Annotated in this window: 14 protein-coding genes and 1 pseudogene; 5 read left to right on the top strand and 10 right to left on the bottom strand. The window is 49.2% G+C overall.

What is annotated here, in order from left to right:
- Positions 1-30: 30 nt before the first annotated feature.
- From AC286M_RS14195 to psb34, 5 genes and pseudogenes are all read right to left on the bottom strand, one after another.
- Complete coding sequence (locus tag AC286M_RS14195; RefSeq protein WP_488202900.1) at positions 31-1,401, bottom strand: IS4 family transposase; 1,371 nt, start codon at positions 1,399-1,401, stop codon at positions 31-33.
- Between the two features lie 121 nt (positions 1,402-1,522).
- Positions 1,523-2,600: pseudogene (locus AC286M_RS14190) on the bottom strand (ISAs1 family transposase).
- Positions 2,601-2,787: 187 nt separating this feature from the next.
- Positions 2,788-3,066 (bottom strand): DUF2103 domain-containing protein, encoded by a 279-nt coding sequence (locus AC286M_RS14185; RefSeq protein ID WP_488205011.1) that lies wholly within the window; start codon positions 3,064-3,066, stop codon positions 2,788-2,790.
- 9 nt (positions 3,067-3,075) lie between these two features.
- Positions 3,076-3,405 carry an ATP-dependent Clp protease adapter ClpS gene (gene clpS, locus AC286M_RS14180; RefSeq protein WP_488205010.1) on the bottom strand — a complete coding sequence of 110 codons (330 nt, stop codon included), beginning with the start codon at positions 3,403-3,405 and terminating at the stop codon, positions 3,076-3,078.
- A gap of 516 nt (positions 3,406-3,921) precedes the next feature.
- Complete coding sequence (psb34, locus tag AC286M_RS14175; RefSeq protein ID WP_488205009.1) at positions 3,922-4,263, bottom strand: photosystem II assembly protein Psb34; 342 nt, start codon at positions 4,261-4,263, stop codon at positions 3,922-3,924.
- 287 nt (positions 4,264-4,550) lie between these two features.
- Between psb34 and crtH the strand changes: the two genes are divergently transcribed.
- The gene (gene crtH / locus AC286M_RS14170) at positions 4,551-6,092 is read left to right on the top strand and encodes a carotenoid isomerase (RefSeq protein ID WP_488205008.1); all 1,542 of its coding nucleotides are present in this window, start codon (positions 4,551-4,553) and stop codon (positions 6,090-6,092) included.
- A gap of 182 nt (positions 6,093-6,274) precedes the next feature.
- On the opposite strand, the gene AC286M_RS14165 is transcribed toward crtH, so the two are convergent.
- The 5 genes from AC286M_RS14165 to sufU form a co-directional block, all read right to left on the bottom strand.
- Positions 6,275-7,072 (bottom strand): ABC transporter ATP-binding protein, encoded by a 798-nt coding sequence (locus AC286M_RS14165; RefSeq protein WP_488205007.1) that lies wholly within the window; start codon positions 7,070-7,072, stop codon positions 6,275-6,277.
- 358 nt (positions 7,073-7,430) lie between these two features.
- The gene (locus tag AC286M_RS14160) at positions 7,431-8,675 is read right to left on the bottom strand and encodes an FtsX-like permease family protein (protein WP_488205006.1); all 1,245 of its coding nucleotides are present in this window, start codon (positions 8,673-8,675) and stop codon (positions 7,431-7,433) included.
- A 206-nt stretch (positions 8,676-8,881) separates the two neighbouring features.
- A complete protein-coding gene (locus AC286M_RS14155) occupies positions 8,882-9,928 on the bottom strand; it encodes a zinc-dependent dehydrogenase (RefSeq protein WP_488205005.1) in 1,047 nt (348 codons plus the stop codon).
- Between the two features lie 143 nt (positions 9,929-10,071).
- Entirely contained in the window at positions 10,072-10,605 is a 534-nt protein-coding gene (locus tag AC286M_RS14150) for a Ycf51 family protein (RefSeq protein ID WP_488205004.1), read from the bottom strand.
- A gap of 46 nt (positions 10,606-10,651) precedes the next feature.
- Entirely contained in the window at positions 10,652-11,128 is a 477-nt protein-coding gene (gene sufU, locus AC286M_RS14145) for a Fe-S cluster assembly sulfur transfer protein SufU (protein WP_488205003.1), read from the bottom strand.
- Positions 11,129-11,729: 601 nt separating this feature from the next.
- Here sufU and AC286M_RS14140 point away from each other — a divergent pair.
- The 4 genes from AC286M_RS14140 to AC286M_RS14125 all read left to right on the top strand — a co-directional run bounded on the left by AC286M_RS14140 (position 11,730) and on the right by AC286M_RS14125 (position 15,163).
- Positions 11,730-12,869: a tetratricopeptide repeat protein gene (locus tag AC286M_RS14140; RefSeq protein WP_488205002.1), complete on the top strand. Its 1,140-nt coding sequence runs from the start codon at positions 11,730-11,732 to the stop codon at positions 12,867-12,869.
- Between the two features lie 107 nt (positions 12,870-12,976).
- Positions 12,977-13,480: a TIGR00725 family protein gene (locus AC286M_RS14135; protein ID WP_488205001.1), complete on the top strand. Its 504-nt coding sequence runs from the start codon at positions 12,977-12,979 to the stop codon at positions 13,478-13,480.
- 652 nt (positions 13,481-14,132) lie between these two features.
- Entirely contained in the window at positions 14,133-14,606 is a 474-nt protein-coding gene (locus AC286M_RS14130) for a hypothetical protein (RefSeq protein WP_488205000.1), read from the top strand.
- Positions 14,607-14,896: 290 nt separating this feature from the next.
- Complete coding sequence (locus AC286M_RS14125) at positions 14,897-15,163, top strand: DUF7219 family protein (protein ID WP_488204999.1); 267 nt, start codon at positions 14,897-14,899, stop codon at positions 15,161-15,163.
- The last annotated feature ends 59 nt before the right edge of the window (positions 15,164-15,222 follow it).

Genomic DNA, 15,222 nt, shown 5'->3' with positions numbered 1-15,222 from the left:
CAAAGTTGAATGGCACTGACATAAGCTGTATCAAGCTAGCAACCTGGCTTTCAAGACGGAGCGAGGTTCCTGCATTCTTGGGAACGGTTTGGGACGGCGCTTTACAACTCGGGGTTCTGAACGGTTGGGTCGAAACGGAATCACCAACTCTCGCACCACGTTTAACAAGGCCTGGTAGCCTCGCCGTCGTTCGGATGGAGCTAGATGCAGCAACTCAGGCCGGAAGTGATTGAACTGTTGCCGAGCACCTTGTAGAGAGACTCGCAACACCCCGACCTCGCCGTCGGCTGTCGCCTCCCACATCAGGGTGCGAAGCAGATTGTAGGCCAACAGATGCACCCAAATACTTTTGCTCACCATGGTGGGTGTTTTGGCAGCAATCATCTCCATGGCTAAGGTGGTTTTGAGATGCCGGAGATTAACTTCGGCGGCCTGCCAGCGGAGCTGATAGAGTTCGGCAAGTTTAGCTTTGGGATAGCGGTTGGGATCGAGTAGCGTCGTTACCACCACAAAGTTGGTCGGGCGAAACCCAGGAACCTGAATGAAGAGATACACTTCCCGCACCTCAATGGATGCCGCCAGAGCCTCGAACTCCTGCGGCTTGAGGGCTTGAGGGCATTGCTTCGGGCGCTGCCAGCGGACGATGTGATCGCCAATGCCCAGTTTTTTGCCCCGTCTGAAATCGCAGCGGCGCTGATGATGCTTGCGAAAGACAGCATCGGCTCCCATCCGGGCGACCCAGGCCAAATCTACATAGGTGCCATAGGCTGAATCGGCCACCACCACATCCTCGGGGCGCAGTTTCTGATAGAGTTGGCGGGCTAGACGCCATTCACTCACCCGCAACGGAGCCATCGCCACGGCCATAACCGCTCCCGTGGTGACACAAAACCACACTTGGAGTTTGAGAATCGGAAAGCCGCAGCCCTCTTTCTGATTGCTGTGTTGAGGATACTCGGCTTGGTTGGCCTGCGTGTCACTCATCAAGACCGTCGTCGCATCAAAGGCTTTAACCGGACGGCCACACCAGCGTTGCTCTGGGGAGACTTGGCGCTGCAACGCCCTCACCACCCGCTCGAACAGGGGCGGAAATATCGACTCGGGAAGGCGTTTTCGTGCTTTACTATAGCCCCCGGTATCGGCTGAGGGCACCTCCAATCCCGACACGCTCATCCAGGTCACCACTCGCTTGACTGCATGGCTGAGACTGCTGTCGGCATCCAGCACTTGGGAGAGCCAACTCCACAGGACGACCATGGGAGTGTAGAGGACTTGTCGATATCGGATTCCCTGCTCGCTCAGCACAGTTTCAATCTCTGCTTCCGGCAGCATCTCAGCAAAGGGTAGACCGATGCTGCTCTGATAGTTGGCCTTGAGAACGTCCGCACGATTCGGCATCATAGAGGCAAGGTTATGGGCTTCAACGGTTTGATTCTGACAAATCAGGCGCTTGAAGCCTTTTTTGCTCTCTTATGTCAGTGCCATTCGACTCAAAGTTCCCCCTTTTTAAGGCAGGGCTGATTTATTGAAAAAAGGAAAATAGACGGGGGATATCGTGGGCTAAATGCCGCAGTCCCTTGGTGATGGAGGCAAATCCGGCTTGGCGAAACAGATTGACCGCAATCGTTCGCACAATCGCAAAATTGGTCGGTGCATGACCATCACACAAAGGGGCGTGATCTTCATGAAGCACGACATCCTTTGGCCAATGCAATCGATTCTCAATGTGCCAATGAGAGCGAATGTGCTGAGCAAAGCCTACGGCATCCAACGGGAGTGAACTGATGTAGAACATGGTCTGAGTGTAAGGCTGGTTGTCACGAGTTCCGACTCGTTCGACTCGAACCATGCGCTCGACTCCAACCCAACCGGGGTCTATCCCTGCGACTGATTCCAAAACACTGACGGTACGACTTGTTTGGCGCTCACGCGTTCGTTCAACTTGGCAATCTGAACTGGTGGGTAACGATTGCTCAAACTGGGTTCGCAGATGCTCAAACAGCTTAGGTTGGTTCGGCTTGACGGCCATCAGGTAGTCATTGCCACTGGCAATAATCTGCTCAACCGTTTTTTTGAGTGTGCAACGCATCAAAACTGAAGCAAACTCCTTTGAATTGCAAGACATCTAACAAGGTCTGCACGGTGACAATCTCACTTTGCTGTTGGTTTCGCATCGATTGGAGTCCAACCACGACCCCTTGTTGCACACTGAAGGCAGAGACGACACTGACGAAGTCTTGATAACTTTGGTCATAGTCTGTGACGGTTGCCTTGATACTCTTGCCATCGGTGGCCAGTTGTTCTCCGGTTTGGGGCGCAAATGCCGTTGTTGCCCAGTCATTGAAGGCTTGACTCAGGTGTTCAAAGTTGGTTCGCACGATCACCTTGCGGATCGTTGAGTAGGCGGGCAGTCGGGTGTGAGGCAGCTCTAAACAGTCCAGCAACACCGTTTGATGCCGTTCGACGAAATCTTCAATCGCTCGGTAACCCAAGCACCCACTCATCGTTGCCATGATGATCAAAAGCAGCACGACCCACAGGGGATATCGCGGTTGAGTTCGAAAGTCTGGAATTTGCTTGAGATGGCTGATGAGGCTCATGGTTTAGTTGTTGTGCAAAAATGGTTACCTATCTCATTATCTTTTTTCTCTCATCAATAAATCAGCCCTGCCTTTTTAAGGGGGATTTAGGGGGATCTCAACGTTGAAACGGAGTCTAGAGACTTGTGTGTACACAGTAGCCCGCTCTGGGAGAAGGGGCTAGGGGATGAGGAGCTAGTGAAGCGGATTAACGTTGCGATCGCACAATGGCCTCTTCCAAAGCCGCCTTATCCAGTTCAGTAATTACAAATACTTCCTGCGTCGTTTTACCCTTGCGAGCAATCAGCTTAAATCCACCCGGAATCGGCACCGACACCCGAATGCGTAACTGAGGCGCATTCGATCGCGTCCGACTCAGCACCGCAGGCGTGATTGTCCGAATCCCATCTTCATCGACCAGTCGCTCCAAAACGGGAATCAGTCCAGGCAGATGAGTTGAATGATTCCAAACGAGCCGTCCTGTCATAAATCCCCCCTACGCCTTTTCGAGTGGAGCCATCGTCAAACCCGCCCGACTAAGCTGCTGATGATACAGCTCAGCCTGCTCCAGTGGCCCCACCCAAACCGTTGCCTGTCCTTCATTGTGGACTTGATGCGTCAAATCCCAAGCTCGGTCGCTGGTCATATTGGGGATATATTTCACCAGGCATTCCGCCACATGCTGAAACGTGTTGAAGTCATCATTCAGCACGATCACCTTGTAGTTTGGATAGGGCTTCTTGACAGTTTGACTTGTCTTTTCAGGAGTCACCACTGGCGCACCCGACGCCGCATGAGGTGCGATCGCAGTTTCTATCGTCATCATGAAAGCCACGTCAAAATCAACAAAACTACATTAAAAAAATCTAAACCATATTACTTTAGTGTACTGACTTCCCCTCCGCTCTATCAACGACTACTAGTTTGCTAATTTAGTTTGGCCACTTTATTTGGCTGATGATTAGCCCTCCAAGTCGTGCATTGCAAGAGATTACAGGCTTCAAACCCGCTCAAATAAAAAAGGCATCCCGCCCCCGCAGAATGCCCAATACTTAGATGTTCTCTAGATCGTCTCAATCGGTACTCTTATACGCAATCCGGTTAAAACCTGATGATTTATTTTTTGTGAAAAGCTGGCTAAGCAAGCCTTTCACAAAAACAAATTGGGTTCTGATACACTCATATCTTCCACTTTGCACTTTGAGAACCCGAAGAGGTTGTTTTGCCGCCGCGATGCGGCGGCAAAACAACCCTTCTGGGTTTTGGTGCAAGATGTAAGATACACGGACTTGATATTACAAAGCACTCTCAAGTTCCCACGCGGAGCGAGCCAGCCACGCCACTAGCTGATAGCCGCAGAGGTTGCAATTAGACCCACAACCAACAGAGCAGCAGCGGCAGCTTGCAGCGCGTATTGACGTGCTTGCTCAGGCGAAGGGAAGACCGCAGCGTACATCTCTGGCTCCACCGCATAGTTGTTGGTCAAACCTTCTTGGTCAACCGTTACGCCATTTGAAGTGGGGCGACGGAAGTTGATACCTTCTCGCTGCATCCGGGACTGAGCTTCAGCCGGAACCAACTCGCGACGAATGTTCAGGTTCTGACCGCGATTAGCATTCAGTTCACGAGCGATCGATGCAAAATCAACAGCGGTATTAACGGTGGTGTCGGATGCGTAAGTCATAAAAACCTCGTTTATTAACTTGTGTAACAATAATGTAACACTTTGTTAACTGAAGTTGCAAGACTGATTGATTTGAGCCATCAATCAAAGCCCGAACTTGAACTTATCAAAGCTAATCAGTGCGAGTGCAATCTCAGTTCTTGAGCAGTACTGGTAGCCTAAACCTTGCTGAACTGGTAGAACTACTCAATGACTGACGCTATAAAATTCTGAGAAAGTTTACAGCAACTCATTTTTTGATAGACACTAGAAGTCAGGATTCATTTACATTCTGATTTGGAGCGTTCATGGCAGTTGCATCTCAGCAGTCTCAATCAACCGCAAATTCCTCGGCGCAAACCTTTGATGTAATTGTGATTGGTTCAGGCATTGGCGGCTTAGTCACCGCTACCCAGCTTGCGGCCAAAGGTGCCAAGGTGCTGGTTTTGGAACGCTACCTAATTCCAGGCGGCAGCGCAGGCTACTTTGAGCGCAACGGCTATCGCTTCGATGTGGGCGCTTCCATGATTTTCGGCTTTGGCAAACGGGGCACGACGAATCTGCTCACCCGTGCTCTAGAAGCGGTGAATGTCAGCATTGAGACGATTCCTGACCCGGTGCAGATTCACTATCATCTGCCGAATAATTTAGACTTGAAAGTCCATCGTGACTACAGCGCGTTTTTGAAAGAATTGTGCGATCGCTTTCCCCACGAGGCGAAGGGTATTCATCAGTTTTATGACGAATGCTGGAAAGTGTTCAACTGCCTGAACGCAATGGAACTGCTGTCTCTGGAAGAACCACGCTACTTGACCCGCGTCTTCTTTCAGCATCCGATGGCCTGTTTAGGATTGGTGAAATATCTGCCGCAAAATGTCGGTGACATCGCCCGTCGCTACATCAGCGATCCTGATCTGCTCAAGTTCATTGATATGGAATGCTACTGCTGGTCAGTTGTCCCGGCAGATCTGACGCCAATGATCAATGCGGGTATGGTGTTCTCCGATCGTCACTATGGCGGCATCAACTATCCGAAGGGCGGCGTCGGTCAAATTGCGCAGAAACTGGTGGAGGGACTGGAAAAAGCAGGCAGCCAAATTCAATACCGCGCCCGCGTCACCGAAATTCTAATGGAGGGCAACAGAGCGGTTGGCGTCAAGCTGGCGTCGGGTGAAACCTATCGGGCTAAGCGCGTTGTCTCTAATGCCACTCGCTGGGATACGTTTGAGCAGTTGATGCCAACAGAGCAAATTCCACCTGCCGAACAGCGCTGGCAGAAGCGCTATCAAAAATCGCCCAGCTTCCTCAGTCTGCACCTGGGCGTTCGGGCGGACGCGTTACCGAAAGGGACGGAGTGCCACCACATTCTACTAGAAGACTGGCAGCACATGGAAGATCCAGAAGGGACGATCTTTCTGTCAATCCCGACGCTGCTTGATTCAAGCCTCGCGCCACCGGATCATCACATTCTGCATACGTTTACGCCCAGCTGGATGGAAGACTGGCAGAATTTATCTCCCAGTGAGTATGCAGCTAAAAAAGAGGCGGCAGCGACATGCCTCATCCATCGGTTAGAAGCGATCTTTCCGGGATTAGCCGATGCGCTGGATTATCAAGAAGTCGGCACGCCACGCACCCATCGCCGCTTTTTAGGTCGCGATAGCGGCACCTATGGCCCCATTCCCAGCCGCAAGCTGATGGGTCTGTTGGGAATGCCGTTTAACCGCACGTCGGTTCCCGGTTTGTATTGTGTGGGCGACAGTACGTTCCCTGGGCAAGGACTGAACGCTGTAGCGTTTTCCGGATTCGCCTGCGCCCACCGGATCGCCGTCGATTTGGGATTAACGTAATGGCAATGCATCTGGCTCGGACATAGTTGTCCCAGAAAAACAACCCATAGAGGCGATGCATTTGGCCAGAATTTGGTTATCGAGAACAACACCCTGTAGGGGCAATGCATTTGGTTAGAACGTTATCGTCAAAACCGAGACGTATCGACCAAATGCATCGCCCCTACCTACAGATGTCGTAACTAGGCTGATCGATGAGCTAGCCCATCATATTGGGGCAAACGGGGCTTTTGAATAATCCCGTCCTCCAGGTAAACAATGTTATCGGCCATGTCCATAATGCGGGGATCATGGGTGACAATCAGAACCGTGCAGTCCATTTTTTTGGCTAGGTCGTGCAGGATTTCAGTCACCCGATGACCGCTATGGGAGTCCAGAGCCGCCGTTGGCTCATCGGCCATGATCAGCTTGGGATGATCGGCTAGGGCACGTGCGATCGCAACTCGCTGTTTTTGACCACCGGACAAATCGCGGGGTTTATTTTTTGCTTTATCGGCCAGGCCAACCTGATCCAGCAGTTCGAGAGATTCTTGCTTGGCCCGTTTGCCCCGAATGCCCTTGATGTTGTAAGCCAGTTCAACATTTTCAACCGCCGTCAGAGCCGGAAACAGGTTGAACCCTTGGAAAATAAAGCCAATGTAATCAAGGCGAAATTTAGCTAACTCAGCGCGAGACATCGCTGTAATATCCTGTCCCAACAGGCGGACTTGGCCGCTAGTGGGCGTTAAGATTCCGGCCAAAATCGACAGTAGCGTTGTTTTTCCAGAGCCAGAAGGCCCCATCAGCAACTGCACCTGGCCAGCCGGAATATCAAGGTCAATGCCTTTGAGCGCTTTGAAGAGCTGCGCTCCGTTTTGAAACACCATTTCAATTTCACGAGCTGCGATCGCAACTCGTGCATTTTGCACGTAGCTGGCACTGTGATCAACTGATGGTTGATAGGTCGGAGTATTCGTAAAGTTTAATCGAGAAACAGTCACGTAGTTTCGCCTCTGAGACAATCCAACAAAATAGGCTAATCAAACGAGTTACGGCTTTGCGTTCAGTATTCTGCTTCTAACTTCAGCCTAGCTCGGGTTTACTCCAGATACTAAAACGGCCAAATAAACATTAACTAGATTCCAGATAAGAACTTGCTGAGTGATTATCTGGCCAACGAAGCAAGCCAAACCGAGCCAGTTTGCCCCTTACATCTTCTAGTATGCCAACATTGCAAAATGTAAACGTCATCACCAACTTCATTTACACTCCTCTCTGTGGTTAGGATACCCAAGGCGGACAACAGTCAAAGACCTTTAAGGAGTCTTTATATTTCAGCCCTATCTTCAACCGCGCAATTCATGCTTTGAACACAATGCCTGGATCAACACGCGTCACTTTTTGAATGGCAAACACAGCCGACATTGTACACATCCCAATCGTGACGCCGAAAACCCCAAATCCCGTCAGCGGTGTGATTAAAATGACAATTCCTTGAGTTGCAGCCGTCCAGGTTCCCAATCCCAGGCATAAAGCCATGCCCGGCAAATAGCCTAATACCGCCATCCACAGCGCTTGCTCCAAAATCACGCTGTAGATAGTCCAATTTGACGCGCCCATCGCTTTTAGGGTTCCAAACTCTTTGATATGGTCAGAGACCGAGGAATACAGAATTTGGCCGACAATCACCATACCAACCACAACCCCTACGGTTGCCCCTAAACCAAGGATGAAACCAATTCCCGTTTGGGTTTGCCAGTAGGATTGAGTTTTTTCAATCATCTCAACCGTTGTATAGCCGCGAGTACCTGGCAGTTCTGCCTCAATCCGCTTAATAACCGCTTTGGGATCGGTACCAGGCGTAGCCTTCACCATTAGATAGGTTATGGGATCAGTCGCGTGAAGCGGCTCGACCTCTGGAATGGTTTGATCGGCTGGATTATTACGCTCATAGGCATTAATACACCGCAATCCACCATTGGGCTGAAGTCGGCAATCTAGCTGAGTTGTAAAACCCGCCGTGACATAAACATTGGCAGTTTCCAGTGACGTAAATAGGAATTTGCTGGAAACGATAGACTGCGTGTCTTCAGTAATGCCAACGACTTCTGCTGGCAGGGCACGATTTTCTCCCGTGTCCCCAACTTGGTCAACGCCAAACGATTTGAGATTCGTCTCATCCACAATAACCGTATAGGGACGAGCTAAATCTGTAACTTGGCCCTGTAGCAGTTCACCAGGCGTGAATAAGCTCCCCTGCGGATCAAAGCCAAAAATACGCAAGGGCGTTGGCTTACTATCATCAGCTTGCCAACGCCCTGAGCCAATAATCAGCGGTTCAACTCGCTGAATCCCTTCTAGACCGATGGACTGGTTGTAGTAGGCATAGGGAATCGGCTCAGTCAGCTCGAAATTGACCATTTCTTCAGAACCGACCCACACATCTGCCTGCGACTGTTCCAGCAGCAGGGTAGTTGAATGGGCAAAGCCTCTTAGGATACCCGTCTGAATCGTGACCAAACTGACAGCAAACATGATGCCAGCCTGAGCCACCAACAGGCGGGGAATGTCCTCAAACAGGTTTTTACGCGCGATCGAAGCCATGAATTATTGGGGCACCCTCAGCAGAAAAAGCTTCCCCTTCATCCTACCGATCGCCTTCTCATTCGAAAACCTTACATCGTACCAGTGTTCAGACTGTCCCTGATGCCTATGCCAAATTCGACTCGGTCATGTCCAAACTATGCTGTGAGAGTTAGGTTTTCCTAACTCTCACAGCATAGAACTGGGTTTATCAGCAGACTTCGTATTTAGGGATAGATCAAGATTTTGCAGGTTTCTGGAGTTGGAGCAACAGCCTGATCTACTGCTTTCATCAGATCGGCTAGGGGATAACGATCGCTAACTAGAGCATCAACGTCAATCCGCTGATTAAACACGATGTCGGCAGCGAGGTTCTGTAGTCGATAGGACGAGCTGTAGCTGCCCATAAGATCAATCTCGCGCCGATAGAGCACATTGGGGTTGATAGGAATTTCAATCTCATCTGGGAATTCCGCAAAGAACAGAATTCTGCCACCTTTACGGGTGCAGTCGAGCGCTTGGAAGAAGGCTTTATCACTGGGTACGGCTAGCAGAGTAGTATCAACCCCTAACCCTCTCGTACAGTCGTGAATCTTGCTGACTAAGTCGGGATCGCGGGCATCAAATGCCGCCTTGGCTCCAAGCTGTTTGGCTTTTTCAATCCGCGTCGGGAGCAGATCAGTTGCGATCGCAGTTGCGCCAAAATAGTTCACAAGCATGACAAACATCAGACCAATGGGACCAGCGCCAGTTACCAATACGGTTTGTCCCGGCTGAATATTGGCCTTCTTCACTGCTTTCAGGCAGCAGTTTGTCGGCTCGACAAAGCTAGCCTGCTCAAAGGTAATGGTATCGGGAATGGGAATCAGGCCACCATGCTGCACGATATGTCCGGGCACCTTGACGTATTCGGCAAAGCCACCGCCGCTGGGTGCAAAGCCTGCCGTTGTGGTCACCTGCTTATAGACATTACACATGGAAAAATTGTCGTTCATGCAGTAGTCGCAGTGCATGCAGGGAATGTGATGCATCACGACAACGCGCTGACCGACTTGATAATCCTTGACTGCGGAGCCAACTGCGCTAATCACACCCGCCGTTTCGTGACCGAAAATGCGTGGCGGTTCATAGAGCGGATAGCGGATTTTTTTGATATCCGATTGACACAACCCAACCACGCGCACCTGCACCAACACCTCATCATCTGCCAAGCTGGGCACGGGCACATCCTCAAAGTTGAGTTGATTCACTCCTCGAAAAACCTGAGCCTTCATATCGCGATTTCCACAAAATTAATGCCTAACAATGCTTATATTCGCATCTTGCAATTACAAAACCCAAAAGAAGCGGGTCGCCTCACAACAGCGCGAAGCGACCCGTTTCTGCCATCGGTTTTGCAAAGGACTACAAGAAAGGGCTACGAGGTTGATGTCGCAGATTGAGCTTTGGCCAAAGTTGCTAAGCCATCTGGATAAAGCGTGACCTCATATTTCTGATCAGCTTGAGCCGATCGAGATCGCTGCACTTCTCCCAGGTAGACCAGTTTTGAAACGTTATCTTCAGGATGCAAAATGGTGCGAGCCCGAATCGTGGGCGATTCTCCTGGTAATCCTAAGCGTCCTGGCCCAAACAAGTTTGATGCTGCCTGGGCAAGAGTCGCCTCTAGTTCAGATTGGCTGATCTCCGGATTGACCTTAATTACAACCTGAGTTGCGCCCGAATCATAAACCGTGGTGTATTGAACCGCACCGGGAATCACTGTACGCATGATCGGCACAACACTGAGCGCAAACAATCCTGCGGTTAACACGCCCATAAAGCCAGTCGCGCCCACTAACCGAAACCGCAGCCCCCACTGCAGGAAAAATGAGATCGCAGTTAGCGCCGCAAATGCCAGGGTAATAATGGCAGACCACTTTGTAAAATCTAAAAACTCAGCCGGCGTTGGCATAATAAATCCTTCTTTCTCCCTTTCTTCCCCAGTGATCAACTAACCACTAGTCGTTCTCGTTGCTGACAAACTCAGACGGTTCAGAGACTTCAGCAGCTTCCAAGGCGGCTTTTAAGGTATGCCAGCCCAGATTGGCACACTTGATCCGCACAGGAAACTGCGCCACGCCCTGCATTACGTTCAGTTTGCGCTGCTCTTTCGGAAATTCAGCCTCACCCCGCATCATTTTTTGGAACCGCTCGACCATTGCCAGGGCTTCTTCCACGGATTTACCCTGTAATGCTTCGGCCATCAAATCCACGGAAGCCATTGAAATCGCGCAGCCCTCACCCTCAAACTTGACCGATTCTATGTGTTCATTGGCTTCATCTAAAGTCAGCGTCAACTCGATCGTGTCGCCACAGGAGGGATTATGGCCTTTTTGGTAGCGGTGTACTGGATCGGCCTTGCCCCGATTGCGAGGCTTTTTATAGCGTTCCAGAATAACCTGTTGATAAAGATCGCGTAGGTTGCCGAGAGTCATGAGGAAACTAGCTGATACACATCAACTCAGTAGTAGGTCAATAACAAAACCGGAATACTTGAGCTATCTCTGATCCTATAGCAAACCGTAGTGTAGAAATACGCTGGTTCCTAGAATATGGTGGTAGATAGTCTATGCGAGTCGCCTGGTCTATCCGAGTCGCCTAGGTCGCACAAACTTGCACCAACTATAGTTCAAGATTTGATACCAACATTTTGCGACTTCAGGATAACTCTTTAGGATGTAGATAGAAGACAGATGTAGGGCTAGGCTAAGTTAAATGCTGGCTTTGCAGATCGTTTGCTTAGACCCATGATTTATGTCTTTCTACCTATGTCGTTTTACGCACTACGCCTAAGCACCATTGATGTTAGTCTATTAGTGCTTTTATAGGATTGTTGGTAGTCAATCAAGAAATCTCAAACAATCTAGCTAGTATTTCACTAGATCTAGCGTTTGGGTCGAAGTCAATTCAACTTGAAGGCATGCCAACTCTAGCATAAGCGGATATGACCATAAGCGGGTACAACATAGATTTCAGTAGATTTCAGCAGCAATTTGCTTCGTCGCTTTATTCACTGCTATTGCCTTTGCTAAATCAATGAAGCCAGATCTGTCAATCATCAAGCTGTCTTCAGAGGAGGCTGACCTTTACTTTCAGGCTAGCCTTCAGGCGTTTGAGCAGCAAGATTTTGCAGAGTCACTTGCCTACTTAGAACGAGTCATGCAGTCTGACTTCGACTTTTGGCAGATTTGGTATCAGCGTGGCCTGACTCTACAAGCATTGGGACGGTATCAAGATGCGATCGCAAATTATCAGGCAGCCTTACAGCTTGCCCCGCCGACTGATGATGCCGCTAGTATTTGGTACGACCGAGCCGACGCGCTACATTACGGCCTAGGAGAATACGACACAGCGATCGCAGCCTACGATCAGGTCATTCAAATCGATCGCTCCTGTGCAGATGCCTGGTTCCATCGCGGCAGTGCTCAACTGTATGGGTTGAGGCAGGCTTATGCTGCGATCGCAAGTTATAACCAGGTGCTGAGTATCGATCCCAGCTACGACTTGCTCTGGTATAACCGGGGTAATGCGCTGGCAGAACTCGGCTTCTATCACGCCGCCCTGACCAACTACGACCGCGCCCTTGCTCTAACTCCAGATAATGCTGTGATCCAGCAGGCTCGCATGCAGATCATTAGCCAGCTTAGCGATGATCCCAGCATCAATCAGGACGTCTATGAAAAACTCGACTGGGAAAAGCTTTCGGCTGTGCCGACCGCTCCTCAAGAAAGCCTTGACGATCCGGCCAATTTTGTGGCGACGCTGATTCAATACGACACGCTGATCCAAAAAGAGGCGCTCTCAAATCAAACTCATCCAGACGAGCAGCGATCTGCGATTTCTACTCGAACCAAGACCCAGTTTATGATCTTGGTTCAAGATAGCGAGGGCTTACGCCGGATTGTTCTAGATGAACCGTTTTACTCAATCGGTCGAGACGCTAGTTGCGATATTCGCCTCTATTCAAAATATGCCTCTCGTCAGCATGCGGTACTTGTGTTGAATGCTTCTCAGCCCCACGGTTACACAATCCAGGACGGAGATGGGAAAGGGAAACAGAGCACGAACGGCTTGATTGTTAACGGTCAAGAATGTCGCGATCGCATTTTAGAAAATGGCGACACTGTTGTGTTTGGCCCCAAGGTTTGGCTGCGCTATGTCGTTTTAGAGTCTTAGGCACGCCTGAAGTATCCTTGGCAAGCCTCAAGCAGCCGTGTGATATAGACTTTTGTTCAGTAATACTATCTCTATCCATCCCATCGTTCTACAGTTAACCTGCCAAGATGCCCAACACTATTATCGGCGTGATGGGGCCCGGTGAAAGCGCCTCACCCACCTTACAGGCAATGGCCTATGAGTTGGGTCAACAAATTGCTCAACGAGGATGGGTATTGTTGACCGGTGGTCGCAATGCGGGCGTAATGGATGCTGCCTGTCGGGGAGCCAAATCAGCCAGTGGGTTAACTATCGGGATTTTGCCAGCAGACTCGACTGCTGCCATGTCCGCCGCAGTGGACATCCCCATTCTGACAGGATTAGGACATGCCCGAAATGTTGTCAATGTTCTCTCCAGTCAAGTGATTGTAGCCTGTGGATTAGGTGCAGGCACCACTTCAGAAATTGCGATCGCACTAAAAGTCCATCGGCCAGTCATTCTATTGCAGGTTCCTCCCGATGCCTGTTCCTTTTTTCAAACTCTGAATGGGTCACAAATTCATATCGCAGCCGATTGTTCCCAAGCCATCAGGCTCATCCACCATATCCTTTCGCCCCCGCTGCAAAGCTGAAAATCCGAAGTTCAGATTTTTTGCGTAAATTGTCACGTGTCAGTGCTGCACGATAATTCAAGCTCTTAATCAAGCATCCAATTAGAAAGTTTTCTGGTCATCTTGTCACTGTAATCGGGTAATTAGATGGCTCGATGGGTTTTAAGTGGAAAATATCAGCTTCAGCCATCCGTAAACTGATCAGTTGGTGCTGTATTTAAACTTGCTACTCCATTAATGGCACCATATATGGACAATCCAGCACCTAACTTAATAATCGCAACACCTCAAATCAGCCGACCCTGGTATCCAGTTTAATCAGGAGTAAAAAAAGTAACAGAGGGTGGAACTAGGGTTAATAAACTGGCTCAAATTAAGATTATTAATTCAGGTTTCTATGTCATAAGATATTTGGATTTTCTCCCTTCTGATAGCGTTCTCATCCCCTGAACTTGAGTAGCATAGAGATATAAAGCATTAAAAATAGTGTTGAGATAAAAGGTTAAACCTTAATTAAATTATTTTTCGTGAACGTAGGAGGAGGCAAATGATGAGATCGAGTTTTGATCAACAATGCTTCTATCAACCAGATCACCATAGTGACAGAAATACCGCAACAAATGGCGTATATAACAGGCTCCTCCGGTTCGGTATTTGCTTAGGTGTCAGTTTAGTGACGTTAACCGCAGCCTATCCATCTTTCGCTGATTCAGTTAAGAATTCAGAGAAAGATAACAGTTTAGAAGTGGTTGCCGTCGCTCCTGACGAAATTGACAGTTCTTTAACCAGAACTTACATTCCCACCACGATTTACTTGCCCGACCCAGAAACGTATCGGCTTGTACCTCAGACTGTTCCGATAGACGGCGATGCACCTGTTGCTGGCATTGTGGGCCAGATCATTAGTTCTTATAGCGGTCAAGACGTTGGCATTGAAGGGTATGACGTTGCAGTTGATCAGCCAAATCAGATCGCCCGCGTCAACTTTAATGTGAGTAGCGAACGGAACGGTAGAGTGTTCTACAGCCTTAGCAGCGCTAACCAAGTGGCACTCTTTGAGTCTATCCGCGAGACACTATTGACCAATCCAGATTATCAAATCAACGAAATTATTTTTAGTGCGAACGGAGAGTTCTTCGAGATTTAAAGGGTAAAGCGGCTAGTTCGTTCTAATTCGTGTGATGTGCGATCGCACTAAAACAACCAAATGTTAAAAGCTTATACCTGGTGTCTGACTAATTAAAACCTAGGAAGGTGATTCTATCGCTACAATGCGGCAGTAGAATCACTTTCCTCGGTTTCGGTGCAAGATGTAATGGCTCTGACAATTTGATGCATGTGATCCAGTTAGCTTGGATCTCTAGTCGATATTTAGCATAATGGCCTAAAGACGTACTAGCGGCTCAAAGACCGACTAGTTCTGTGAGGACATACTCCATGTCAGAATCAGACGATCCAAAGCAAAACTTTCTGTATCCAATTCGACGCTATCGAGGGGAGTTTACTCCCCAAAACATTGCGTTTGACGCTAACTTGCAAGAATTTGCTCAGCGCGTTGAATTCATTTGTGCGCTCGAAAATGCTGGAAAGCTCGATCCAAACGTTGCTTATGATGAAATTAAAGGCATGTGGAAATCATTAAAGCGCTCGAAGAAAAATTTGCTTGATGATTCTGCCCCACCACAGGACGCTGATAACAGTTAACGGAGTCAAAACAAAACCAAAAAGAGTCGTAAGCTAGCTTACGACTCTTTTTGGTTCTT

The organism is Thainema salinarum CENA647 (genome assembly GCF_057732415.1).
The sequence above is the reverse complement of the archived record's forward strand: the minus strand, read 5'-3'. Positions and strand labels throughout refer to the sequence as shown.

Excerpts from the sequence above, each read along its gene's own strand:
- crtH (WP_488205008.1), top strand. The coding sequence starts at position 4,551 with ATGGCAGTTGCATCTCAGCAGTCTCAATCAACCGCAAATTCCTCGGCG.
- AC286M_RS14155 (WP_488205005.1), bottom strand. The coding sequence starts at position 9,928 with ATGAAGGCTCAGGTTTTTCGAGGAGTGAATCAACTCAACTTTGAGGAT.
- AC286M_RS14125 (WP_488204999.1), top strand. The coding sequence starts at position 14,897 with ATGTCAGAATCAGACGATCCAAAGCAAAACTTTCTGTATCCAATTCGA.
- AC286M_RS14150 (WP_488205004.1), bottom strand. The coding sequence starts at position 10,605 with ATGCCAACGCCGGCTGAGTTTTTAGATTTTACAAAGTGGTCTGCCATT.
- AC286M_RS14160 (WP_488205006.1), bottom strand. The coding sequence starts at position 8,675 with ATGGCTTCGATCGCGCGTAAAAACCTGTTTGAGGACATTCCCCGCCTG.
- sufU (WP_488205003.1), bottom strand. The coding sequence starts at position 11,128 with ATGACTCTCGGCAACCTACGCGATCTTTATCAACAGGTTATTCTGGAA.
- AC286M_RS14195 (WP_488202900.1), bottom strand. The coding sequence starts at position 1,401 with ATGATGCCGAATCGTGCGGACGTTCTCAAGGCCAACTATCAGAGCAGC.
- AC286M_RS14185 (WP_488205011.1), bottom strand. The coding sequence starts at position 3,066 with ATGACAGGACGGCTCGTTTGGAATCATTCAACTCATCTGCCTGGACTG.
- AC286M_RS14135 (WP_488205001.1), top strand. The coding sequence starts at position 12,977 with ATGCCCAACACTATTATCGGCGTGATGGGGCCCGGTGAAAGCGCCTCA.
- AC286M_RS14140 (WP_488205002.1), top strand. The coding sequence starts at position 11,730 with ATGAAGCCAGATCTGTCAATCATCAAGCTGTCTTCAGAGGAGGCTGAC.
- psb34 (WP_488205009.1), bottom strand. The coding sequence starts at position 4,263 with ATGACTTACGCATCCGACACCACCGTTAATACCGCTGTTGATTTTGCA.
- clpS (WP_488205010.1), bottom strand. The coding sequence starts at position 3,405 with ATGATGACGATAGAAACTGCGATCGCACCTCATGCGGCGTCGGGTGCG.